General features: G+C 63.7%; 22 protein-coding genes. 13 read left to right on the top strand and 9 right to left on the bottom strand.

The annotated features are described in order from the left end of the window. Positions 1–58: 58 nt before the first annotated feature. Positions 59–1,555 (bottom strand): aldehyde dehydrogenase family protein, encoded by a 1,497-nt coding sequence (locus JQ592_RS29020; protein WP_211406194.1) that lies wholly within the window; start codon positions 1,553–1,555, stop codon positions 59–61. Between the two features lie 186 nt (positions 1,556–1,741). Here JQ592_RS29020 and JQ592_RS29015 point away from each other — a divergent pair, with 186 nt between their 5' ends. Next, entirely contained in the window at positions 1,742–2,587 is an 846-nt protein-coding gene (locus tag JQ592_RS29015; RefSeq protein WP_211406193.1) for an SDR family NAD(P)-dependent oxidoreductase, read from the top strand. Positions 2,588–2,801: 214 nt separating this feature from the next. Here the strand turns inward: JQ592_RS29015 and JQ592_RS29010 are convergent, their stop codons facing one another. The 6 genes from JQ592_RS29010 to JQ592_RS28985 form a co-directional block, all read right to left on the bottom strand. After that, on the bottom strand, positions 2,802–3,008 hold the full coding sequence (locus JQ592_RS29010) for a hypothetical protein (RefSeq protein WP_183242680.1): 207 nt from the start codon (positions 3,006–3,008) through the stop codon (positions 2,802–2,804). Positions 3,009–3,166: 158 nt separating this feature from the next. After that, positions 3,167–3,580 (bottom strand): Rieske (2Fe-2S) protein, encoded by a 414-nt coding sequence (locus JQ592_RS29005; RefSeq protein WP_211406192.1) that lies wholly within the window; start codon positions 3,578–3,580, stop codon positions 3,167–3,169. A gap of 7 nt (positions 3,581–3,587) precedes the next feature. After that, positions 3,588–4,700 carry an amidohydrolase family protein gene (locus JQ592_RS29000; protein WP_211406191.1) on the bottom strand — a complete coding sequence of 371 codons (1,113 nt, stop codon included), beginning with the start codon at positions 4,698–4,700 and terminating at the stop codon, positions 3,588–3,590. A 15-nt stretch (positions 4,701–4,715) separates the two neighbouring features. Then, entirely contained in the window at positions 4,716–5,780 is a 1,065-nt protein-coding gene (locus tag JQ592_RS28995) for an amidohydrolase family protein (protein WP_211406190.1), read from the bottom strand. Between the two features lie 229 nt (positions 5,781–6,009). Further along, a complete protein-coding gene (locus JQ592_RS28990) occupies positions 6,010–6,285 on the bottom strand; it encodes a YiaA/YiaB family inner membrane protein (RefSeq protein ID WP_211406189.1) in 276 nt (91 codons plus the stop codon). A 40-nt stretch (positions 6,286–6,325) separates the two neighbouring features. Further along, positions 6,326–7,021, bottom strand: a complete 696-nt coding sequence (locus tag JQ592_RS28985; RefSeq protein WP_211406188.1) for a PspA/IM30 family protein — start codon at positions 7,019–7,021, stop codon at positions 6,326–6,328. 103 nt (positions 7,022–7,124) lie between these two features. On the opposite strand from JQ592_RS28985, the gene JQ592_RS28980 reads away from it, so the two are divergent. The 3 genes from JQ592_RS28980 to JQ592_RS28970 all read left to right on the top strand — a co-directional run bounded on the left by JQ592_RS28980 (position 7,125) and on the right by JQ592_RS28970 (position 11,002). Then, entirely contained in the window at positions 7,125–7,751 is a 627-nt protein-coding gene (locus JQ592_RS28980) for a TetR/AcrR family transcriptional regulator (protein WP_211406187.1), read from the top strand. Positions 7,752–7,827: 76 nt separating this feature from the next. Continuing rightward, positions 7,828–9,282, top strand: coding sequence for a dihydropyrimidinase (gene hydA, locus JQ592_RS28975; RefSeq protein WP_211406186.1), 1,455 nt, complete (start codon positions 7,828–7,830; stop codon positions 9,280–9,282). Between the two features lie 97 nt (positions 9,283–9,379). Next, entirely contained in the window at positions 9,380–11,002 is a 1,623-nt protein-coding gene (locus JQ592_RS28970) for an ABC transporter substrate-binding protein (RefSeq protein WP_211406185.1), read from the top strand. On the opposite strand, the gene JQ592_RS28965 is transcribed toward JQ592_RS28970, so the two are convergent. Next, on the bottom strand, positions 10,999–12,342 hold the full coding sequence (locus JQ592_RS28965) for a glycoside hydrolase family 3 protein (protein ID WP_211406184.1): 1,344 nt from the start codon (positions 12,340–12,342) through the stop codon (positions 10,999–11,001). The two genes, JQ592_RS28970 and JQ592_RS28965, sit on opposite strands and share 4 nt — an antisense overlap. Positions 12,343–12,529: 187 nt before the next feature. Between JQ592_RS28965 and JQ592_RS28960 the strand changes: the two genes are divergently transcribed. Genes JQ592_RS28960 through JQ592_RS28950 form a run of 3 tightly spaced genes read left to right on the top strand, consistent with a single transcriptional unit; the run spans position 12,530 to position 16,332 of the window. Continuing rightward, complete coding sequence (locus JQ592_RS28960) at positions 12,530–14,032, top strand: DUF4153 domain-containing protein (protein WP_211406183.1); 1,503 nt, start codon at positions 12,530–12,532, stop codon at positions 14,030–14,032. Positions 14,033–14,044: 12 nt separating this feature from the next. Then, complete coding sequence (locus JQ592_RS28955) at positions 14,045–14,749, top strand: response regulator transcription factor (protein WP_211406182.1); 705 nt, start codon at positions 14,045–14,047, stop codon at positions 14,747–14,749. Further along, positions 14,746–16,332: an ATP-binding protein gene (locus tag JQ592_RS28950; protein ID WP_211406181.1), complete on the top strand. Its 1,587-nt coding sequence runs from the start codon at positions 14,746–14,748 to the stop codon at positions 16,330–16,332. The genes JQ592_RS28955 and JQ592_RS28950 overlap by 4 nt, the downstream gene beginning before the upstream one ends. Here JQ592_RS28950 and JQ592_RS28945 read toward each other — a convergent pair. Continuing rightward, positions 16,329–16,469 carry a hypothetical protein gene (locus tag JQ592_RS28945; RefSeq protein ID WP_211406180.1) on the bottom strand — a complete coding sequence of 47 codons (141 nt, stop codon included), beginning with the start codon at positions 16,467–16,469 and terminating at the stop codon, positions 16,329–16,331. The two genes, JQ592_RS28950 and JQ592_RS28945, sit on opposite strands and share 4 nt — an antisense overlap. Positions 16,470–16,737: 268 nt before the next feature. Here JQ592_RS28945 and JQ592_RS28940 point away from each other — a divergent pair, with 268 nt between their 5' ends. From JQ592_RS28940 to JQ592_RS28915, 6 genes are all read left to right on the top strand, one after another. Further along, positions 16,738–17,160, top strand: a complete 423-nt coding sequence (locus JQ592_RS28940) for a DUF3606 domain-containing protein (protein WP_211406179.1) — start codon at positions 16,738–16,740, stop codon at positions 17,158–17,160. Positions 17,161–17,177: 17 nt separating this feature from the next. Then, positions 17,178–17,672, top strand: coding sequence for a hypothetical protein (locus JQ592_RS28935; RefSeq protein ID WP_211406178.1), 495 nt, complete (start codon positions 17,178–17,180; stop codon positions 17,670–17,672). Between the two features lie 125 nt (positions 17,673–17,797). Then, positions 17,798–18,727 carry an alpha/beta hydrolase gene (locus JQ592_RS28930; RefSeq protein WP_211406259.1) on the top strand — a complete coding sequence of 310 codons (930 nt, stop codon included), beginning with the start codon at positions 17,798–17,800 and terminating at the stop codon, positions 18,725–18,727. A 209-nt stretch (positions 18,728–18,936) separates the two neighbouring features. Continuing rightward, on the top strand, positions 18,937–19,965 hold the full coding sequence (locus JQ592_RS38630; RefSeq protein WP_211406177.1) for an AIPR family protein: 1,029 nt from the start codon (positions 18,937–18,939) through the stop codon (positions 19,963–19,965). Further along, entirely contained in the window at positions 19,914–20,711 is a 798-nt protein-coding gene (locus JQ592_RS38625) for an AIPR family protein (protein ID WP_211406258.1), read from the top strand. The genes JQ592_RS38630 and JQ592_RS38625 overlap by 52 nt, the downstream gene beginning before the upstream one ends. Positions 20,712–21,284: 573 nt before the next feature. Further along, complete coding sequence (locus tag JQ592_RS28915; RefSeq protein WP_211406257.1) at positions 21,285–22,511, top strand: ABC transporter substrate-binding protein; 1,227 nt, start codon at positions 21,285–21,287, stop codon at positions 22,509–22,511. Positions 22,512–22,543 lie beyond the last annotated feature (32 nt).

Below are 22,543 nucleotides of genomic sequence, written 5' to 3'. Positions count from 1 at the left end.
GGCGCCGCCCCTGCAAAAGTAGATATTCCCTCCCGCGGAACGCGGGAGAGAACGGACCTTACGCCGTCTTGATCCAGACGGCCTTCACGTTGAGATATTCCTCGACATGCTGCTTGCCGGACTCGCGGCCATAGCCGCTCATCTTGTAGCCGCCGAACGGCACGGCCGGATCCATCGCCTGATAGCAGTTCACCCACACCGAGCCGGCGCGCAAGGATTTCGCAACCGCATGCGCCTTGCTGACGTCGCGCGTCCACAGGCCGGAGCCGAGGCCGAACGTGGTGTTGTTGGCACGCTTCACCAGCTCATCCATGTCCTTGAACGCGATGGCGGAGATGACGGGACCGAAGATCTCTTCCTGCGCGATCCGCATGTTGTCCTGGACGCCCGCGAACACCGTCGGCGAGACGAAGAAGCCCTTCGACAGCGCGCCTTCAGTGACGCGGCGGCCGCCGGCAAGCGCGCGTGCGCCTTCCTTCTGGCCGATGTCGAGATAGCCGGTGACGCGCTCGAGCTGCTGCTCGGAGACAAGAGGCCCGATCTGGACGTTGGGATCGAGGCCGTTGCCGACCTGCAGCTTCTTGCCGAACTCGGCGACGCGGCCGACGAACTCCTCGTAGATCGCCTGCTCGACGAACAGGCGCGTGCCGGCACTGCAGATCTGCCCCGAATTGGCGAACACCGCCATCGCCGCGCCGGGTACGGCCGCGTCGAGATCGGCATCCGCGAACACGATGTCCGGCGACTTGCCGCCGAGCTCGAGCGAGACGCGCTTGAGGTTGCCGGCCGACGCACGGATGATCGACTGGCCCGTGACGTGCGAGCCGGTGAAGGCGACCTTGTCGACGTCGTGGTGCGAGGCAAGCGCGGCGCCGGCAGTCTCGCCATAGCCGGGCACGACGTTGACGACGCCGGGCGGAATGCCGGCCTCCATCGCCAGCTCGGCGATACGCAGCGAAGTGAGCGGCGCCTCTTCCGCGGGCTTGAGCACCACGGTGCAGCCGGTCGCGATCGCAGGCCCGATCTTCCAGATCGTCGCGCTGAGCGGACCGTTCCAGGGAATGATGGCGCCGACGACGCCGATCGGCTCCTTCAGCGTGTAGGAGAAGATTTCGCCGGGCAGCGAGTTCTCGATGGTCTCGCCGTGGATCGCCGTGGTCTGGCCGGCATAGTAGCGCAGCATGCCGAGGGCGCGCAGACGATAGGCGCGGGTGCGGCTGAGCGGCGCGCCCATGTCGAGCGTGTCGAGCTGCGACAATTCGTCAAAATTCTTCTCAACGAGGTCGGCGAGCCTGAGCAGCAGGTTCTGCCGCTCGAACGGCTTGACCTTGCTCCAGGGACCCTCGAAGGCGCGACGGGCGGCGGCGACCGCGCGGTCGATGTCCTCCTTGTCGCCCTCGGCGACGGTCGCGAGCAGCTCGCCGGTCGCGGGATTGCGGGTCTCGAAGCGCTTGCCGGAGGCCGCGTCGACCCACTTGCCGTCGATGAGCATCTGTTTGTAGGAACCGTTGGCGAACGGGTGGCGCGTGATCGGAATAGCCTGCGACACAGCCATGGCTGCACTCCCTGTCAAAATCATTGATTGGGTTCGATCTCGGTTGGACCGTTAGATCGGGAAGAATACAGCGGTGCCGGATGGGCGTAAAGGCAGCGTGGAACGAAGACCTCCCATGCCGACTTGTGCAGGGTCGCGCGAGCGCCATGTTATAGCTCGACCGAGCCCTTCCTGAGGAGACGATCCATGTCACATCCTGCCATCCTCAAGGACAATGTTGCCGTGATCACCGGCGGCGCGTCCGGCATCGGATTTGCCGCCGCCATGGCCTTCGCGCGTGCCGGCATGAAGGTGTGCATCGCTGACGTCGACGAGGCGCGGTTGACGGAAGCCGCAACGAAACTGTCATCTGTCGCTTCTGCCACACATGTGATGACGTTCGCCGTCGATGTCAGCCGTGCCGAAAGCGTGATGGAACTGGAACGCGCCGTGGGCGCGCATTACGGCGGCACCGACGTCCTCATGAACAATGCCGGGATCCAGCCCGGCAGCACGCTGTTCGGCGAGCCGGACAATTGGCAGCGCATCATCGGCGTCAACATGTGGGGCATCATCAACGGCTCCCGCATCTTCGCGCCCAACATGATCGCACGCGGCAAATGCGGCCTCATCATCAACACCGGCTCCAAGCAGGGCATCACCACGCCGCCGGGCGACCCCGCCTACAATGTCTCCAAGGCCGGAGTGAAAGCGTTCACCGAGGCGCTCCAGCACGATCTGCGCAATACAGAAGATTGTCACATCACGGCGCATTTGCTCATCCCGGGCTTTGTCTTCACCGGCCTCACCGCAAAGGGCCGCACCGAAAAACCGGCCGGCGCCTGGACGGCGGAGCAGACCGTGGATTTCATGCTGGCCCGTCTGGAGGCCGGCGACTTCTACATTCTCTGTCCGGACAACGACGTGCCGCGCGCGCTCGACGAGAAGCGCATGCTGTGGGCGGCCGGTGACATCGTCGAGAACCGCCCGCCGCTGTCGCGCTGGCATCCGGATTATGCGGACGCGTTCGCGCGGTTTGTGAAGGGGGAGTAGGCTTGCACCGCTCTCTCACTCCCTCGCCCCGTTCTTACGGGGAGAGGGTGGGGTGAGGGGCGCCTCCGCAAACTCCGGTCTGAATTGTAAACGGGCCCGCGAACGGCATGAGCCGGATAGACTTAAGTCGCGGTTGCGTAGTGCCCTGCCCCTCACCCGGATCGCTGCGCGATCCGACCTCTCCCCGCAGAAGGGCGGGGAGAGGTGAAGAAAGCTACAGCGTCTCTTGCTGGTGTCCGCAGTTCTTGCAGGCGAACTTGACGCGGGTCTGGCCTTTTTCCGCCTGCACCCGGTTCGGCGCGCCGCACTTGCCGCAGACCGCCTCGATGCGGGTCGTGCCCTGCTTGACGACGATGGTCTTCTTTTCCATCGATTCGCGAATCAGGCGCTCGGCCTCCTCACGCAGGGATTGTTTCGACAAAGCTCATCTCCGCCTCTGGAAAGCGCGAGAGCCATATCGCACCTGCGTTGGAATCTCAATGCGTGATCCGTCATTCCGGGATGGTCCGAAGGACCAGACCCGGAATCTCGAGATTCCGGGCTCGATGCTTCGCATCGCCCCGGAATGACGGGGGTGTGTTAGATCTCGACAATAACGTAACTGTCTTCGACATGTACCGGAAACGTCTCGGCAACATATGGGCCCTTCTGCAATTCCTCGCCGCGCTCGACCGCGACCGGATATGACCGGATCTTGACGCGCTTGGGATCGAACCAGGACTGGCCGTTGCGCATGTCGAACTCCCAGCCGTGCCAGGGACAGCGCAGCATCTCGCCGACGCGCGAGCGCTCGTACACGCCGGGCTCGGGCGAGGTCAGCCGCGCCACGCAGGCCGCCTTCTCCAGCGGCGCGCCCTCGTGCGGGCAGCGGTTCAGCAGCGCGAAGAACTCGCCATTGACGTGAAACACCACGATGTCGCGGCCGGCGATATCGACGACCTTGTTGCCGCCGGGCGGGATCTCCGAGGTGGTGGCGACGATGTGACGAGCCATGCTGGTCTCAGAACTTGTAGACCGCGCGGGCATTGGTGCTGAATATCTTCTTCCGCTCCGCCTCCGTCAGCGGCGTCTTGAAGGCAAAGCGCGGATCGTCGAAGTCCCAGTGCGGATAGTCCGACGAGAACAGCAAACGGTCGACGCCGACCCATTCGATCAGCGCGCGCAGGTGCCGCGCTTCGTCCGGCTCGTCGATCGGCTGGGTCGTGAACCAGAAGTGCTCGCGGACATATTCCGACGGCTTGCGCTTGAGGTGCGGCACCTCGCTACGGAAGCGCTCAAAATGCTGGTCCATCCGCCACACCGCCGAGGGGATCCAGCCGAAGCCGCCCTCGATGAAGACGATCTTCAGTTTTGGGAACCGCTCCGGCACGCCCTCGATGACAAGGCTCGCAAGCTGCGCCGCAATGGTGTGCGCATTCGATTGGTGCTCCTCGACATAATAGGACGGCCAGCCGCCGCCGGTCGGCGCGTGACCGCCGTAGCCGCCGACATGGATACCGAGCGGCAGGTCCAGTGCCTCGGCGCGTTCGTAGATCGGCCAGTAGCGGCGCCGGCCGAGCGGCTCGTTGGCGCGCGGCGAGACATTGATCTGGATGTACTCGCCTGTTTTGGCGCAGCGCTCGATCTCGGCGATCGCGAGATCCGTGCCGTCCTGCCCGACCAGGATCGAGGCCTTCAGGCGCGGATCGCGATGCGACCAGAATGCCAACTGCCAATCGTTGATGGCGCGCTGGATCGCCGCGCCGAATTCCAGGTTCTGCTGCGAGAAGATGAAGAAATCGAGCACCTGCAAAATGCCGAACTCGACGTCGAGCGGATCGAGATGCTGCTTCTGCATGAAGGCGAGATCGGAACCCGGCGGCCCGCCGGTCGGCGGCCAGGCATCGCGCCGCGCAATCAGCGGCGAGGAGCGCGGATAGGGCGTGGTGAAGAGATACGGCGTGCGCAAATGGCTGCCATATTCCCTCAAATGCTGCTGCCAGCGTTTCGGCAGGAACTCGTCGAGATCGTCGAGCGAATGCAGGCTGGGATGCACGTCGCAATCGACGATGCGCAGCCGCGATGCGGCGGGCTTTTCATCTTCGCGTAGCGGACGGTCGATGACCTCACTCATGCGAAACCTCCGGAATTAGTTGGCGAACGACAGCCGCGGAAACGTCTCCAGCGGATTGTCGACGCACATCTTCGCGATCAAGCTCTTCGACAGGTTCGGCGGGATCGGATCGTCGCCGTCGAACTGCCAGTGCGGATAGTCGGACGCGAACAGGAACATCTTTTCCGAGCCGATCTGGTCGATGATCTCCTCGACGCTCCTGGCATCGCCGGGTGCATCGAACGGCTGCATGGTGACGCGGAAATTCTCGCGAATGATCGACGCCGGCTCGCGCTCGACCCAGGGAACCTCGACGCGGACGCCGCGCCAGGTCTTGTTGGCGCGCCACATGAAGGCGGGCAGCCAGCTGACGCCAGACTCCATCAGCACGACCTTCAAGTTCGGAAATTTGCCGAACACGCCCTCATAGATCAGGCTGAGGATCTGCGCCTGAAAGGCCTGCGCCTCGACGAAGTAATATTCGTACCGATGCGACGGCCAGCCGGCCGAGCTCGGCGCCTGCCGATATTGCGTGCCGGCGTGAATCGCGAGCGGCAGCCTGTACTTCTCCGCGAGCTGGTAGACCGGCCAGAAATGCCGGCGTCCCAGCAGCGTCTCGCCCTGGGCCAGGACCAGGATGGAGACGAAGCGGTGGTCGCCGGCGCGGCGCTCGATCTCCTCGATCGCCAGATCCGGCGCCTGCATCGGCACCACGATAGAGGCGCGCAGGCGAGGATCGCGCGACAGCCACTCGGCGGCGATCCAGTCGTTGATGGCCTTGCAGAAATCGGCCGCCATGTAGGCGTCGAACACGGCCTGCGCGCCGTAGAGCACGTTCAGGATGGCGTGGCTGGCGCCCAGTTGGTCGAACGCGCCCTTCTGCACCATGGCGAGATCGGAGCCGGGCTTGGAGCCATTGGCCGGCCGCCAGTCGGCGCGGCCGGTGAGCGGCATACTCGGCGGATAAGAGGTGAGATCGAGGCCGTCGATGGCGCGGCTCACCACCTGCTCTTTCCAATGATCGCTGAGGTAGGGAAGCAGCGTCGTGCGCGTGCCGCCAACCGCCGGATGGATGTCGCAGTCGATCCGCGTCGCCGCCATGCAGGTTTCCTCGGAGTTTCCTCGCACAGTCTCTTTATTGGCGGCGTTCTTCGCGCCGCCCGGACAGAGTGCGTCGGCCGGCGCCGCTGCGCAAGGCCGCACGCCCGCGCGATCCGTCATGGCTCGGTTGCATTTCGCAGGCGCGATATGCGGATCAGGCACGCGGTGGATGCTCGGGCACCCACCGCGTCAGATTGCAAGCCGCGGCGCACTTCCAGGCGCCCTCTCCTCAAGCCGCCTTGGAAACCTCCATCAGCAGACGCTCGGCCTTGGCATCTTCGATGCGGTTCACCAGCCGGCTGCTCTCGTGATTGTCGCGCACGGTCTTGGTCAGCGTGATGCAGGTCTGGATCAGCATCACGATGCCCATGGTGAGATAGCCCTTCATCCAGAGGTCGATCGGCAGGAAGAAGATGCCGATGGCGACGAGGAAGGCGGAGGCTGCGAAGGACACGTAGGTGAAGGTGACCCAGGCGCTGCTATGGGGCTGGCCGTTCTGGTTCATGATGATCTCCTGTTGGTTTAAATGATTGTGAAATCTGAGTTCAGGCCGTCTGCGCGCGCTTGGACTTCAACCGCGCCAGTACGTCGTCGGCGGTCGTCTTAAGCCGGGGGCCAAATCCCTGCTCGGCCAGTCTCTCGGCAGTAGCGAGGGGACCCGTGGCCGCATCGAGCTCGACCAGCGCGTCGTCGGCGGCCTGGGCTTCCATCTGCCGCTCGCGCAGGCGCCTCAAGGTGCTCTCGGCTTCCGGCAAGGTGGATTCGTAGGGACGCGCCGCCTCGATGCCGCTGCGGCGGAGCGAGCGCACCGCTTCCGAGGCACGGGCAAGGCGCCGGCCGCGATCGAGCTCGGTGATGCGGGCCTGCGCGTTGGTCACGTGCCGCTTCAGCCGGGCGATCTCGGTCGCGAACAGCGCGCGTGCTGTCATCGCCGCATCACGATCGGCTTCGAGGCCTGCGATGGCCTCTGCCGCTTCCTTGGCGAGATCCTCGCGGCCGCCATCGAGCGCGGCAACCGCGCGGGCCTCGAGATCGGTGATGCGGGCGAGGGTCGCCTCGAGCTTGCGGCCCTCCTGCTGGTCCTGCGCAATCGCCAGCGCCAGCGTGCGCTTGCTGCGCTCGAGGGCGGCGGCGGCATCACGCATCTGCTGGTCGAGGATTAGAAGGGCCGTTCGGTCCTCCAGCTCCTCGCCTGCGGCGGCCACGGTGCCGCGGAAAAGTGTCACGACGGTCTTGAACATTGTCAGCTCCCTGTTTATGAGCGTTGCTCACAGATGCTTTGTAGCAGGAACCTTGAACATCGTTCAATAAAAATTTGAGCGACGCTCAAGAATTTGATTGAGAATGACTAAGGCACTGGAACGGCGAGAGAAATTGCGTGTCGACCTGATCCAGGCGGCCGAGGGGATGATCGCTGAGCGGGGATTGGCGGGTTTGAAAACCCGCGATCTGGCCCGCGAGATCGGCTGCGCCAATGGCGCGGTCTACAATCTCGTTGCTGATGTCGACGAACTCGTCCTGCTCGTCGGCTCGCGCACCCTGCATCGCCTCGACAAAGCACTCAGCGCTGCGGAAAGCGCGGACGCCCCGTCGCCACAGGAGACGCTGGTCCGCATCGCCATTGCCTATTGCGATTTCGCCGCCGAAAACCTCGAGCTCTGGCGCGCGCTGTTCGAGCACCGCATGGCGGCTGACAAGATCCTTCCCGACTGGTCCGTCAACGACCAGCTGCAGCTGTTCCGCCACATCTACCAGCCGCTGGCGCAGCTTTTGCCCAAGCGCAGTCAGGAGCAGTTCGGCATCACCGCACGCAGCCTGTTCTCGGCGGTGCATGGCATGGTGGCGCTGGGGCTGGAGCAGAAGCTGGTCGCCGTTCCCCTGCCGGCGCTGCGCAAGGAGATCGCAAACCTCGTGCGCGCGATGATCGACGGACTGGTCGCGCGCGAAGTGAAAATGATCGGCGGCGGCTGATTAAAATTTCGCCTGTCGCATCGCGGGTGGTGCGCTTAGCCTTCGGGCCGCCCCTCACCTCTCCCCGGAGTCTCTCATGCCCCTCCTCATCCGCGGCGGCACCGTCGTCAATCACGATCATTCGCGCCGTGCGGACGTGCTGATCGATGGCGAGACCATCGTCGCGGTGGGCCCGTCGATCGAGGCGCCTACAGGTACCGAGATCGTCGATGCCGGCGGCGCCTACGTCATCCCGGGCGGGATCGATCCACACACCCATCTCGAAATGCCGTTCATGGGCACCGTCACCGCCGACGATTTCGAATCGGGAACCAAGGCGGCACTGAGCGGCGGCACCACCATGGTGGTGGATTTCTGCCTGCCCGATCCAGGGCAGTCCATGCTCGCGGCCTATCAGGAGTGGCGGCACAAATCCGAGAAGGCGGCCAGCGACTACGGCTTCCACATGGCGGTGACGTCGTGGTCGAAGCAGATCTATGACGAGATGGAGACCGTGGTCAAAACCTACGGCATCAACACCTTCAAGCATTTCATGGCCTACAAGGGCGCGCTGATGGTGAACGATGATGAGCTCTACAACTCGTTCGCGCGCTGCGCCCATCTCGGCGCGATGCCCGTCGTCCATGCCGAAAACGGCGACGTCGTCGCCCTGATGCAGGAAGCGCTGATCGCGCGCGGCGTCACCGGCCCGGAGGGACACGCCTATTCACGGCCGCCGGAGGTCGAGGGCGAAGCCACCAACCGCGCCATCATGATCGCCGACATGACGGGCACGCCGGTCTATATCGTGCACACCAGCTGCCGCGAGGCGCATGAGGCAATCGCGCGGGCGCGGGCTGCGGGAAAGCGGGTCTATGGCGAGCCGCTGATCCAGCATCTGCTGCTCGATGCCGGCGAATACCAGAACAAGGACTGGGATCATTCCGCCCAGCGCGTGATGTCGCCGCCGTTCCGCGACAAACAGCATCAGGACAGCCTCTGGGCCGGCCTGCAAGCCGGCTCGCTGCAGGTGGTTGCGACCGACCATTGCGCCTTCACCACCGAGCAGAAGCGGTTTGGGCTCGGCGATTTCAGAAAAATCCCGAACGGCACCGGCGGCCTCGAAGATCGCCTGGCGCTGCTCTGGACCGCGGGCGTCGCCACGGGACGGCTGACCAAAGAGGAATTCGTCGCGGTGACGTCGGCAAACATCGCCCGCATCCTCAACATCTATCCGCGCAAGGGCGCAGTCGCCGTCGGCTCGGATGCGGATATCGTGGTGTGGGATCCCAAAGCGAGCAAGACCATCAGCGCCAAGCGGCAGATGAGCAAGATCGATTACAACGTGTTCGAAGGCTTTTCCTGCACCGGCGGGCCGGCGGCGACGCTGTCGCGCGGCCGCGTCGTCTGGAAGGACGGCGATCTGCGCGCCGAGGCGGGTGACGGCCGCTACGTCGAGCGGCCGGCCTTCTCACCGGTGCATGTCGCGAATTCGACGTGGAAAGAGCTGACCGCCCCGCGCGCGGTTTCGCGCGGAGCGGTGACGCCGTAGCGGAGGGCGATTCGCACAGGATGCGACGCCGCGAAGCGCGGCTGCTGGCATGCGCCTTGCCTCTTTACATCGCAGATTTCTCGCAAAAGAGGCACCAATGAGCGCATCACCTTTCGACATCAGCCGCCGCAATCTGGTGCTCGGCGGCCTGAGCGCGGGCGGAATGACAGCGTTCGCTCCACGTCTCGCCTGGGCGCAGGGCCGCGCCGAGACGCTGCTGGTGGTGCAGGAGCTCGGGCCGAACTCGTTGGACATGCAGGGCGTCGGCTCCAACCAGACCGTCAATGGTCTGTCCTGGAATTGCTACGACCGTCTGCTGACCTACGCCTCCAAGACGCTGCCCGATGGGACGATTTCGTACGACCGTGAGAAGCTCGCGCCCGAGCTCGCCGAGAGCTGGGAGGTCGCCGCCGACGGCATGTCCTGCACCTTCAAGCTTCGCAAGGACGCAAAATTCCACGACGGCACGCCTGTTACCGCCAAGGACGTCAAATGGTCGTTCGACCGCGCCGTGAAGGTTGGCGGCTTCCCGACCTTCCAGATGTCGGCGGGATCACTGGAGAAGCCCGAGCAGTTCGTGGTGGTCGACGATCACACCTTCCGCATCGACTATGTCCGCAAGGACAAGATGCTGCTGTTCAACGTCGCCGTCGTCGTGCCCTTCATCATCAATTCCGAACTCGCCAGGAAGAACGCGACGGCGGAAGACCCGTGGGCGCTCGCATGGCTGAAGAACAACGAGGCCGGCGGCGGCGCCTACAAGATCGAGAGCTGGAAGCCCGGCAGCGAGACCGTGCTGACGCGCTTCGACGACTGGAAGAGCGGCCCGCTGCCGAAGGTCAAGCGCGTGATCGCGCGCGACGTCCCCTCCGCCGGCACCCGCCGCGCCATGCTGGAGCGGGGCGATGCGGATATTTCCAGCGGCTTTGCGCCGCGTGACTTCGAGCAGATCATTAGGGAGGGCAAGGTCAAGGTCTCGGGCGTGCCGATCCCGAACGCGCTCTGGTACGTGGCGCTCAACACCGCGAAGCCGCCGTTCGACAATGCCAAGCTGCGTCAGGCCGTCGCCTGGGCGATGCCGTATGAGCAGATCCAGACCAGCGCCTTCTTCGGGCGCGCCGTTCCCATGTATGGCGGCGCGCCGGAGGTCTCAAAGCCGGTCTGGCCGCAGCCGTTTCCCTACGTCACCGATCTCGACAAGGCCAAGGCGTTGATGAAGGAAGCAGGATTCGAATCCGGCCTGGAGACGACGCTGTCGCTGGACACGGGCACGGCCACCGTCGGCGAGCCGACTGCGATCCTGATCCAGGAGAACCTCGCCAAGATCGGCATCAAGGCGGGAATCGAAAAGATCCCCGGCGCAAACTGGCGCACGACGCTGAACAAGAAGGAGCTGCCGCTCGCGCTCAACCGCTTCAGCGGCTGGCTCGACTATCCCGAGTACTACTTCTATTGGAATTTCCACGGCAACAACTCGATCTTCAACATCTCCTCCTACCAGAACAAGGCGATGGACGCGCTGATCGACAAGGCGCGCTTCACCACGGATGCTGCGGAATACGACAGATGCGTGAAGGATTTCATCGCGCTGTGCATGCGCGACGTTCCCGTCATTCCGCTCAACCAGCCGATCCACGACGTCGCCATGCAGAAGAACGTCAGCGGCTACGAATTCTGGTTTCATCGCGAGCCGGACTACCGCCAGTTCGCCAAGGGCTAGTTGCGGCGAGCGATGCTGATTGCGCCTGAAGAGGCTCGCGCCTGCGCGGTCGGAAAGCCGCGCTCCAGCCGCGCCGCGCTCGCATGCAACATCGCCGCATCGAGCCTGCCCTGCCGCGATCCCTCCAGGGCGCAGGCAAAGACCCGGTAGAACTGCGCGCCGTCATAGGCGACCAGCAGCAGATCGACGCCGGCATTGATCGCCTCGACCACAGCCTTGCAGACGTCGTTCTGGTAGATCGCACCCATGACGAGATCGTCGGTCATCACCATGCCCTGGTAGCCCCATTTGCCGCGGACAATCCCATCGACGACGTGCTTGGAATGCGAAGCAGCGCGATCCGGATCGACGGCGGTGAGCGTGACATGGCCGACCATGAGGGCGCTGCGCGAATGCGACAGCACCTCGCGGAACGGAAGCCAGTCGGTTACCTCCAGTTCCCTCACCGGCGTATTCAGATTGGCGCTGAAATGATGCGTGTCGGTGCGCACACGGCCGATGCCGGGAAAATGCTTGAGCGTGGCGCCGACGCCTGACTCTTCCAGTCCACGGACATAGGCGCTTGCGATCGTGCTGACGACGACGGGATCGGTCGCTATCGCGCGCTGGCCGATCAGCGTATGGAAATCGAGGCGGTTGCGCCGCTGCGGCGGCTTGAGGTCGAGCACCGGTGCTAGATTGAGGTTGACGCCGAGGTTCGCGAGCTCGTGGCCGTGAATGCGGCCAAACTCTTCGGCCTTGGCCTGCTGCTCGTCGGGAGCAAGCCCGGTGAGCGTTGCCAGCGCCGGCACTTTCGTCAGCGGCGGCGCGAGATGCCCGACGATGCCGCCCTCCTGATCCGCGGCGACAGCCAGCGGCGGCAGGCCGGCTGCGCGCCGCTTGTCCTGGAGCGCCGCGATCTCGGCGCGCAGCGCCTCGATGGTCCGGCCGCGGATGTTGTGGCGGGTGACATAGATGCCGCCGATCAGGCCCTGCTCGGCAAGACGCGCGACCTCGGGAAAGGAGGAATAACCGACCATGAAGTGAGGCCCGAGCTGCCGCGCCTCCGTCGCGCTCGCACTGAAGACGTCGCGCTTGCGCAGCTCGAACTTCAGATGTGCGGCAGACATCAGCAGTGGCGGCAGGCACCACAGCATGACGAGCAGCTTGCCCGCGATGCTGCGCCAGCGACCTCCGCGCAGCAGGACGATGACGATCAGGATGCTTGTGACGACAAGCGCGATGTTTCCGGCGCCGCGCAGCACGAGCAGATAGGGATCGTTCTTGTTCGCCGCCGCGAATGCGGCAAGTGGCGCGGCAAGCCAGAGCAGGATGAGACCGAGGCGATTGAGGAATTGCATGATGCGTCACGCCCAAGGTGATGAACGCATCGCACCTATCAGGGCGACTGAAGCTGCGCGAGGGGCAAAAGCGCACCTGCACGAAAACTGCAAAAGACTCCTGAAACCGTGCAGACGATGATCCCGCCGTCTGCACAAGTGCCGTTCAGACTTCGTGATGCCACCCATCACGAAAGGTGTTTTGGACATGACGAGCCTGGCTTCGACGATCGCAGCGGACATTCTGCCGGACAGGCATTCCTCAATTCCGGCCAAGCTTGGCTGCGCGCTGGCTCTGGCTGCGCTCGCCGACTGGCTGTTCTATGGCCATCGGATCGGACTGTCGCTGACGCTGTTTGCGATCGCGACGGTCTGCGTGTCGATGCTCTTCAATCACGCCGCGCTGGATCTGCGGCGTGCCATGATCGGCACCGCCATCCTCGTCGCCGGCCTCGTGCCAGCCGTCGAGGAGCTCAACATGCTGTCCTTCCTGATCCTCGTCGCGTCGCTGACGATTGCGCAATTGCTTGCGACCAATCCTGATACGACCGAGCTCACTGAGCGTGCTCGTGCGCTGCGCAATTTTGTCCTGCTCGGTCCCTTCAGGTTCTTCCTCGATGCGCCCCAGGTGTTCAACATGTCGGCGTTCACCCGCGGCATCGCGCTGTGGCTGATGCCGGTGGTGCTGGGCACCGTGTTCGTCGCGCTGTTCGCTGCCGCCAATCCCGTGATCGAGCAATGGGTCTCGCTGCTCAATCCAAAGATCATCCTCGAATATGTCAGCGTCCCGCGCGTGCTGTTCTGGATCCTGGTGCTGGCGCTGGTCTGGCCGTTCATCCACGTGCGCTGGCGGCGCAAGACGATAGTCACCACCGCCATCGCCGATGGCCCTGTGCCACCGCCGCTGCCGCCCATGGTCTCAGCGGAGTTTCTCGGCCCCTCCACCATCCTGCGCTCGCTGATCCTGTTCAACCTGCTGTTCGCGGCACAGTCCATTCTCGACGGCATCTATCTCTGGGGGCATGTGGCGCTGCCCGACAACATGACTTACGCGGCCTACGCCCATCGCGGCGCCTATCCGCTGATCGTCACCGCCCTGCTCGCCGCCGCCTTCGTGCTGGCGGCGATGCGTCCGGGCAGCTCGTCCGAGAAATCGAAGGTGATCCGGCCGCTGGTCTATCTCTGGGTCGGCCAGAACGTGCTGCTGGTCGCCTCCTCCATCCTGCGGCTCGATCTCTACGTCGGCATCTACATGCTGACCTACTGGCGGATCGCGGCCTTCATCTGGATGGGGCTGGTGGCACTGGGGCTGCTCCTGATCGTCGCCCGCATCGCACTCGACCGCTCCAACCGCTGGCTCGTCGGCGCCAACCTGATCGCGTTAACGATCGTGCTGTACAGTGTTTCGCTGGTGAACTTCGACGCGTTCATTGCCGACTACAATCTGAAGCACAGCAATGAAATGGGAGGGAAAGGCGTGAAGATCGATGCCAACTACCTCCTCACATTGGGCCCGCAGGCGCTGCCCGCGATCGACAAGGTCATCGCGCTTCGCGGCGGTGATTACTGTCTTGCCGGACGTCGGGATCGGCTTGTAGAAAGTCAGCGGCAGGACCTGACGTGGCGGGCCTGGGGCTTTCGGAGCTGGCGGCTGCAGCGCAGGCTCGATGCGCAAGCCAAGAGCCCGGTGGGTAATCCGCCGGCAGGGTGAGCGGAGAGTTTCTTGGCGCATCGCATTCTCATCGTCGACGACGAGGGCCACATCCGCGAGGTCATCCGCGTCGCCCTGAAGAAGGCCGGCATGGACGTGATCGAGGCCCGCGACGGCAAGGAGGCGCTCAGCCGCTTTGCCGCCGACAGGCCCGATCTCATCGTGCTCGACATCGGCATGCCGGAGTTCGACGGCCTCGACGTCTGCCGCGAGATCCGCAAAAGCTCCGACGTGCCGATCCTGTTCCTGTCGGCGCGCGACGAGGAGATCGACCGCATCCTCGGTCTCGAGATCGGCGGCGACGATTACGTGACCAAGCCGTTCAGCCCGCGCGAGCTGGTGGCCCGGGTCAACGTCATCCTGCGCCGCCTCAGCCCGCGCAACGGCGAGGCCAAGGCCGGGCCGGCCGCGCTGGTGCAAGGCGGCCTGCTGATCGATCCCGAGCAGCATGTCGCAACCTTCGCCGGCACGCCGCTGAAGCTCACCGCGATCGAGTTCGGCATCCTGCGCGCGTTCCTGACCCGGCCGACCTCGGTGTTCAACCGCGAGCAGCTGATGCGGGCGGCCTATCAGCTCAACATCCAGGTCTCCGACCGCACCATCGACAGCCACATCCGCAACATCCGCGCCAAGCTGGCGGCGCTGGCCTGCGACAACGTGATCGAGACCATTCACGGCGTCGGCTTCAAGCTCGGCCGCTGCGAGAAAGAGGCATGAGCGCGGCACCCGACAAATGGCGGCCGTCGCTGGGGCTCGTGATCTTCGCGGTGCTGGCGACCGTCGCGGTGCTGCCGCTGGTCGGTCTGTTCTTCTTCCGCCTCTACGACAACCAGCTGATCCGCCAGACCCAGGCCGAGCTGATCGCGCAGAGCCGCGTGCTCGCGACGATCTACGCGCAGGAGGTCACGGCAAGGCTCGACGGCGGCCTCACGCTCGGCGCCGAGGTGCCGCCGGGCGTGCTGCCCGATCCCGGCGACCAGGTCACCCCGATCCGCCCGGCGCTTGATCTGACCGCCAACGACCTTTTGCGGCGGCGGCCCGATGCGCTGCCCGCGCCCCAGTCGGCGCAAGCAGCCTATGTCGAGATCGGCGCAAAACTGACGCCGATCATCCGCGAGACCCAGAAGGTGACGCTGGCAGGTTTTCGCATCCTCGATCCGCAGGGCGTGGTGATCGCCGGGCGACAGGAGGTCGGGCAGTCGCTCGCCCATATCGAGGAGGTCGCGGACGCGTTGCACGGGCAGTATCGCGCCACCTTGCGCAACCGCGTGCCGGACAAACCGCCGCCGCCGATCTATTCCTTCAGCCGCGGCCTCGGCGTGCATGTGTTCTCGGCGATGCCGGTCATCGTCAACAACCGCGTCGCCGGCGTGATCTACACCACGCGGACGCCGAGCAACATTTTTGACCATCTCTACCAGGAGCGCGGCAAGTTCGTGCTGGCGGGGCTCGCCGTGATCCTCGGCACGATCCTGATTGGGCTGGTGTTCTCCCGCACCATCACATTGCCGATGCGCGAGCTGATCGACCGTGCCGCCAGAATCGGCCGCGGCGACCGCGAGGCGTTCAGGCCGCTCCGGCACTACGGCACGCGCGAGTTCGCGCAGCTCTCGCACAGCTTCCTCGGCATGGCCGAGCAGCTGGCACGCCGCTCCGACTATATCGCGACGTTCTCGGCCCATCTCACCCACGAGCTGAAATCGCCCCTGACCTCGATCAAGGGCGCTGCCGAGCTGTTGCAGGATTCGGTGCAAGGCAAATCCGAGGGCCTGACGCCGGCCGAGCAGAACACGTTCATCGCCAACATCCTGTCCGACACCCAGCGGCTGGAGGCGATGGCGCAGCGGCTGCGGGAGCTCGCCCGCGCCGAGAGCCTGCCGCAGAACGAGCGCACCGAGCTTGCGCCCGTCATCGCCGACCTCAGGAACAGGTTTCCGGCAAGCTCGATCGAAGCGAGCGGCAGCCTCGATAGGGCGATCGGCATGTCCTCGGAGAAGGCGCTGATCGTGCTGTCGCACCTCACTGATAACGCGGTGCGGCACAAGGCTGGGACAATCAGGCTGCAGGCAGTCGACGTGCGGACGACCCTGCTTGTGACGGTCAGCAATGACGGCGAGCCGATCTCGGCGCCCAATCGCGACAGGATCTTCGATGCGTTCTTCACCACCCGCCGCGACCAGGGCGGGACAGGGATGGGGCTGGCGATCGCGCGTGCGGTGATGGCGAGCCATGGCGGCTCGATCAGGCTCAAGCCCACTGCCCAAGGAGCCGCCTTCGAGCTCCAGTTTCCGGTCGCCTAGATCGCGAACACCCAGGCGGCGACGATGGTGCCGATGGTGACGAGACCTGCGATGGTCCAGCCGGCGGCATATTCCAGCTCAGGATGACCGGTCCCCCGCATGATCTCTGCCGGATCGGCGGTATGCTTCTCTGCCATGACAGCCTCGCACGTGTTTCCCCGTGTCATGGATAAGTCGTCCCAGCCGGCAAAAGGTTCCGTCACGGAAGCGCGAACAACAAAAAATGCGAAAACAACCCCATGCACAGTAGAAGGCCTGGTCCGCCCCGAGACCAGGCTGCGCCGCACAAGCGTTTGACTCACCGGTGCAAAACGGCCGCTCCGCGCAATCGCTGCCCGTCCCGCATCTTGCCTTCCAAATCCGGTTGCATGCTAGACTGGATGCCATCCACGGCAGGAGGGAAGCATGGCCGACAACAAGGCAAAGCGGGGTGGCGCCGATCGCGCCCTGATCGCGCTCACCGAGAAATACGAAGTCGGCTACTGGTCGAAGAAGTTCAAGGTGACCCCGGCGAAGCTGAGATACGCCGTCAAGAAGGTCGGCCACTCCGCCAAGAAGGTCGAGGAATACATCAAGCTCCAGAAGCACCGCGCCGCCGACAAGAGCCGGATCTCGCTCGGCGAGGCCTATGAGGTCCGCTACTGGTCGAAGAAATTCAAGATCACCCCGGCAAAGCTGAAGGCCGCCGTGACCGCAGCCGGACATTCCTCCAAGAAGGTCGAGGCCTACCTTGCGGCCCAGAAGGCGGCGAAGAAGGCCAGGAAGACCGTGAAGAAAGCCGCCAAGAAGACCGCGAAGAAGACCGTCAAGCGGAAGAAGGCCGCCTGAGAGCCCGGGGGAAAGGGATGAGATCCGGTCCAGCGATCCTCACCTGCGCCCTCGTCCTTGCCGGGGCGTCCCATCTCCCCGGTGCCTCCGCCGCCACGCCCGCAAAGGTCTCGGGCGCGACCGCGCTGGCGCTCGCGGGGGTGATCGCGCCGCTGTCACCGGACCTGACCGGCGCCGAGAGGAAGGCGGTGGCGATGCTGTTCGCCGCCAATGCCGACATCCCCTACAAGAAGGCCATCGTGGTGACCGCCGACCGGATCGTCTGCCGCACCGGCAATGTCGACATCACCATTCGCAATTGCGAGGTGACCTTCGGCAAGAAGGTGAAGACCGTGAACGGCTCCACCGCCAACGAGATCTTCGCCACCGAAGCACTGGCGGGCGTGCCGCCCGACGGCGCGGCGGGATCGAACTTCGAGAGCCTCTCCAAGCTGAGCTGCACGATCGATCCCAACGCGATCAGGCGCAAGGACGGCAGCGGGGCCGATTGCACGTTCCTGCCGGGGAATTGATTGCGGCCGGGCACACGAGGCACAGGTGCCGTGAAATCGCCTCAACACCAGCCAACTAATAAGGCGAATTGAAAAGACAGGCCCAGGGAGCGAGCCAATATCGGGCGCGCAAGGCCGGCACCATGATGAAGAATTACCTCGCATTTTTCCTGCTTTTGACCGTGACTGCCGCCTCCGCGCATGGCCCGCTGCCGGCTCGGCTGACGGCGCCGTCCGATCTTGTCCCGGCGGGCCTCACCGATTCCGACACCACCGCCGGCGGCACCGCGCGGCTGTGCGAGCAGGTCACCTTCTCCCGCGGCCTGCGCTACGGCGAGAGCGAGGCCCAGGTGCTCGATGTCGCCACCAGCGCGACCAAGGCGGACACGCCGCGGCCGGTGCTGCTGTTCGTGGCCGGCGACACCTTCACCGGCGACCGCGCCGCGCCGGAGCTGGCGCGCCAGATCCAGGACCAGGCCATGTGCTTTGCCGCGCGCAACGACATGATCGGGGTTCGCGTCAACTACCGCCTGGCGCCGGCGGCGACCTGGCCCGCCGGGGCAACCGACGTGGCGGCGGCGCTGTCCTGGATCCACGGCAATATCGACCTGTTCAATGGCGATGCCCGCGAGATCGTCGCGGTCGGCTATGGCGCCGGCGCCTTCCACGTCGCCACCCTGCTGGCGCATCCGGAATTGCAGACCGACCGCGCCGACGTCGCCGGCGTCGTGCTGGTGTCCGGGATCTACCGCGTCGGCAAGGACGCCAGCGACAGCGAGAAAGCCTATCTCGGCCTAGATGCCACCCAATACGACAAGCGATCGGTCTTTCCCGGCATCCTCAATGTCGACGTCCCCATTGTGCTGGCCTGGGCCGCGGACGATTCCGCCGGCCTCGTGGCGCAGGGCGAGACGCTGAAGAAGACGCTCTGCGGCGCCGGCCACTGCCCGCGCAGCGCACTGCTGCGCAGCCGCGACGGCATCGCCGCGGCGTTCGGCCTGGACGGCTCCGGCGACAGCCTCGCCGAACCGACGCTGCTGCTGGTGCATCAGCTCGAAGCGCGGGGGCTGCCGTAGACGGCGTGCTGTCGGCGACACTTTATTTGGCGGCATTATCTTCGTGCCTAGGCAGGACAATCGGGTATGAAAGAACCGGACTGCCGGTATTGTGGCCGGCTCAGCCGTCCGGGAGCCCGCTTTGGCCAGCAAGGATTAAAGTTACTGCGTTGATTGAACGCCAGTCTGGGCGATATGCTTCCTGATCTCAACCAGGGGATGCTTTCGTCATGACTCAGCTGACGCTGAACCGGATCCGGAGCGTTCTGGAACAGCAATTTACCGGCAAAATTGACATGTCGGACTATGCCGCGAAGCCTCAGGAGGAGGTCAGACAGGCATTCCTCTCGAGGGCGCTCGCCGCGCTATGTATCAAGAGCCTTTCTGGAGTAGAGGCTGACGTGGCGGGGGGAGCCGTCACAGATGGATTCCACGACGGCGGTATCGACGCCATTCGGTTTGAGCCGAGAACGGACACCCTCTTCCTTGTGCAGTCTAAATGGAGCGATACCGGCAACAAACCGATAGACCTAGAAGGTACAGGTAAGTTTGTCGCAGGCGTCCGAGATCTGCTTTCCTGTCGCTTTGATCGGTTCAATGAAAGGATCAAGAACAAGGAAGCTGAAATTCGCACCGCACTATATGCGGATCGACAGATCCGGATCCGGCTAATCACTATTCACTCGGCGAACCAGCCGACACATGCACACGTCGTCAGGCGCGTCGACGACCTGGTCGCGGAGCTAAACGATCCCGTCCCCGCCGCCATCGGCGAGCACCTCGACCAGACTGGCGCTTACGAACTAATCACTTCGGAGTCGAAGCCTCAAAAAATCAATCTGCAGATCGGTCTAAATCAATGGGGGTCGGTCGAAAAACCGTTTCTAGCCTACTACGGCTACGTGCACGTCGGCGAAATCGCTGAATGGTGGAAGAAACATGCCAACTTCCTATTCACCCAAAATTTGCGTTTGTTTTATCACAGTTCTGATGTCAACGAGGCCTTGAAACAAACCCTTGTCGATGAACCCGAGCACTTTTGGTATTTCAACAATGGCATCACCGTTATCTGCGACAACGTTGTTCGAGGCCTTGCAGGATCACCTGAGCACAGAGTGGGCGTCTTTACTTGCAACGGTGTAAGCATCGTCAACGGAGCTCAAACGGTTGGCAGCATTGGTAATATCATTGGCGGAATCCCGGATGGATCCAGCCCTCCCCTCCCACCGGCTGGGTCCAGATTAGAATCATTTCTCTAGAAAAGTGTCCTCCAGATTTCGGCAGGCGGATCACTCGGGCCGCAAATCTGCAGAATGCGGTAAGCAACCGCGAATTCGCGGCGATGGATCCACTTCAACACCGGCTTGCAACTGATTTTGCCTTGGATCGCCGCAAGTACGTTTATAAATCCGGCGAACCAGAACCGAGGGGCGAGGAGGGGTGCAGCATTGTCGAAGCTACGCAGGCGCTCGGCTGCGCGGCTTCTATACATTTGGCTGTTCAAGTCAAACGAGAGATCGGTGCGCTTTGGGCCAACACCGACCTCGCTCCGTACACCGATATTTTTCCCAGCGAGCTTACAACAGCGCGTGTCTGGCGATGTGTTCTAGTCATGCGAGCGGTGGATGAAGAGCTGCAGAAACTAAGAATGACAGAATTGCCGCGTGCTGAGCTGGTTGCAGTGCATATGAACCGTGTCATCCTACACCTCGTATTCCAAGACTCTTCGGTGAAGCCGCTAAATCACGATAATGTGCCAGACTCCGAGATCGTATTGGCTGCGCGAACCGCCGTTTTGCCTGTCTTCAAAAAGCTGATCGAATACCTGGAGCGAGAGCACCCCAACGACTACCCGGCCCCTCTCAGCAAAAATCTATCTAAATGTGAGAGACTCGCAGCGGACTACAGAAAGCCAGTTTCTCCGAAGGCAAGTTTAGCTACTCCTGAACAAGGCATTTTCAATTTCCCTTGGAATGAAAGCCCCAAGAACGAAAACGCTGGATGATAGCGCTTCCAAATCAGACGAATTGGTATACGCAGCCGCGACGGCATTGCCGCAGCGTTTGGGCTGGACGGCTCCGGCGACAGCCTCGCCGAACCGACGCTGCTGCTGGTGCATCAGCTCGAGGCGCGCAGGCTGCCGTAGCGGGCGATTGCGGCGCCGTCTCACCATTTTGCTGGGCTACCCCTCCACTGCTCTTTCCCACAAGACCGGCAATCGGACTTGAGAGCGGTTCCTGCGGCCATCCTTCGAGACGCTCGCTTTGGGCGGGCTCCTCAGGATGAGGACGGGATTGCGTGGCAGCAGTTTTCAACGGGCACGGTGCTGCTTAGCCTCATCCTGAGGAGACCGCTGGAAGCGGTCGTCTCGAAGGACGAGGCGCGCGGTCAGGCGTTGCCAAAAGCCATAAGCGATCGTCGGCGCGTCAGCACGCCTGCCGCTTTCGCCCGCACTGCCGGCTGCGCCGCATTGAAGCGGGCGACCCAGCCACACGATTGACAAACGCTTGACCTAGATCAAGCGGCCTTGGTGCGGATTGAGACGACCTCGTTGGGGGCCAACGACAAGGGTTCGAACATGCGCGTCATCGGCAGGATGCTGTTCGTGTCCATGATTGCCATCGCATCGCTCGGCGCGATGTCGCAGCAACAGCACTCGGATCAACCGGCAAGCGACAAGGAAATCCGCATCGGCAATGTCATGCCGTATTCGGGACCGCTCTCGGAATTCGGCGCGATCGGCCAGGCGGAAGCCGCCTATTTCGACATGATCAACGCGCGCGGCGGCATCAACGGCCGCAAGATCCGCTTCATCACCCGCGACGACAATTCCGATCCGGCGACCGCGCTGGAGCTGACGCGCGGCCTGGTCGAGAAGGACGACGTGCATGTGATGTTCGGCTCGTTCGGCACGCCCGGCAACATCGCCACGCGCTGGTACCTGAACGAGAAGAAGATCCCGCAGCTGTTCGTCGCCTCCGGCGACGAGGAGCTGAGCCAGGCCAGGGCCTTTCCCTGGACCATGGGCTGGCAGCCGTCGTTCCGGTCGGAGGGGCGCATCTACGCCAACTACATCCAGGCCTATTATCCCAGGAAGAAGATCGTCGTGCTCTGGCAGAACGACCAGTTCGGGCGCCAGCTCTACAAGGGCATCCAGGAAGGGCTCGGCGACCTGAACCGTCACGTCCTCGTCGACATCGCCTTCGACATCAACGACGAGCATCTCGAAGGCCACGTCTCGATCCTCAAGCGCGCGGGCGCCGACATTTTCGTCTTTCTCGGCGTACCGTCGACCGCGTCCAAGGTGATCAAGCTCGCGGCGTCGCTCAAATGGCGCCCGGTCTTCATCGTGAACGATGCCTCGGCCACGATCGCCAATGCGATGGCGCCAGCGGGCCTGGAGAATTCGGCTGGCGTGATCTCGGCGGCCTTCCTGAAGGATCCAAGCGATCCCGCCTGGAAAGACGATCCCGCGATGAAGGAATGGTTCACGTTCATGGACAGGTACCATCAGATTGAAAGCACCAACAGCAGCGCGGCGGTCTACGGCTACGCCGCGGCCGAGGCGCTGACGCAGGTGCTGAAGCAATGCGGCGACGATTTTTCGCGCGACAATATCATGCGGCAGGCGGCCTCGCTCAGGGACTATCAGCCGTCGGTCGCCTTGCCCAATATCAGGATGAACACCTCGCCCGACCGCTATCTGCCGATCAAGCAGATGCGGCTCGTCCAGTTCGACGGCCGCTCGTGGCAGCCGTTTGGCGAGGTGATCGAGACGGCGTTCACGGAGGGCGCGGCGCGGTGAGGTTAGACTCTTACCCTCCCCTTGAGGGCCCC

Origin of the sequence: Bradyrhizobium iriomotense (assembly GCF_018129405.1) — a bacterium.
Lineage (GTDB): Bacteria > Pseudomonadota > Alphaproteobacteria > Rhizobiales > Xanthobacteraceae > Bradyrhizobium > Bradyrhizobium iriomotense_B.
Note: the sequence above shows the minus strand (reverse complement) of the source record. Positions and strands in the feature narration are given on the sequence as shown.

Bases quoted from the DNA above. Each gene is read 5' to 3' on its own strand.
- JQ592_RS29020 (WP_211406194.1), bottom strand. From the start codon at position 1,555: ATGGCTGTGTCGCAGGCTATTCCGATCACGCGCCACCCGTTCGCCAAC.
- JQ592_RS29015 (WP_211406193.1), top strand. From the start codon at position 1,742: ATGTCACATCCTGCCATCCTCAAGGACAATGTTGCCGTGATCACCGGC.
- JQ592_RS29005 (WP_211406192.1), bottom strand. From the start codon at position 3,580: ATGGCTCGTCACATCGTCGCCACCACCTCGGAGATCCCGCCCGGCGGC.
- JQ592_RS29000 (WP_211406191.1), bottom strand. From the start codon at position 4,700: ATGAGTGAGGTCATCGACCGTCCGCTACGCGAAGATGAAAAGCCCGCC.
- JQ592_RS28995 (WP_211406190.1), bottom strand. From the start codon at position 5,780: ATGGCGGCGACGCGGATCGACTGCGACATCCATCCGGCGGTTGGCGGC.
- JQ592_RS28990 (WP_211406189.1), bottom strand. From the start codon at position 6,285: ATGAACCAGAACGGCCAGCCCCATAGCAGCGCCTGGGTCACCTTCACC.
- JQ592_RS28985 (WP_211406188.1), bottom strand. From the start codon at position 7,021: ATGTTCAAGACCGTCGTGACACTTTTCCGCGGCACCGTGGCCGCCGCA.
- JQ592_RS28980 (WP_211406187.1), top strand. From the start codon at position 7,125: ATGACTAAGGCACTGGAACGGCGAGAGAAATTGCGTGTCGACCTGATC.
- hydA (WP_211406186.1), top strand. From the start codon at position 7,828: ATGCCCCTCCTCATCCGCGGCGGCACCGTCGTCAATCACGATCATTCG.
- JQ592_RS28970 (WP_211406185.1), top strand. From the start codon at position 9,380: ATGAGCGCATCACCTTTCGACATCAGCCGCCGCAATCTGGTGCTCGGC.
- JQ592_RS28965 (WP_211406184.1), bottom strand. From the start codon at position 12,342: ATGCAATTCCTCAATCGCCTCGGTCTCATCCTGCTCTGGCTTGCCGCG.
- JQ592_RS28960 (WP_211406183.1), top strand. From the start codon at position 12,530: ATGACGAGCCTGGCTTCGACGATCGCAGCGGACATTCTGCCGGACAGG.
- JQ592_RS28950 (WP_211406181.1), top strand. From the start codon at position 14,746: ATGAGCGCGGCACCCGACAAATGGCGGCCGTCGCTGGGGCTCGTGATC.
- JQ592_RS28945 (WP_211406180.1), bottom strand. From the start codon at position 16,469: ATGGCAGAGAAGCATACCGCCGATCCGGCAGAGATCATGCGGGGGACC.
- JQ592_RS28940 (WP_211406179.1), top strand. From the start codon at position 16,738: ATGGCCGACAACAAGGCAAAGCGGGGTGGCGCCGATCGCGCCCTGATC.
- JQ592_RS28935 (WP_211406178.1), top strand. From the start codon at position 17,178: ATGAGATCCGGTCCAGCGATCCTCACCTGCGCCCTCGTCCTTGCCGGG.
- JQ592_RS28930 (WP_211406259.1), top strand. From the start codon at position 17,798: ATGAAGAATTACCTCGCATTTTTCCTGCTTTTGACCGTGACTGCCGCC.
- JQ592_RS38630 (WP_211406177.1), top strand. From the start codon at position 18,937: ATGACTCAGCTGACGCTGAACCGGATCCGGAGCGTTCTGGAACAGCAA.
- JQ592_RS28915 (WP_211406257.1), top strand. From the start codon at position 21,285: ATGCGCGTCATCGGCAGGATGCTGTTCGTGTCCATGATTGCCATCGCA.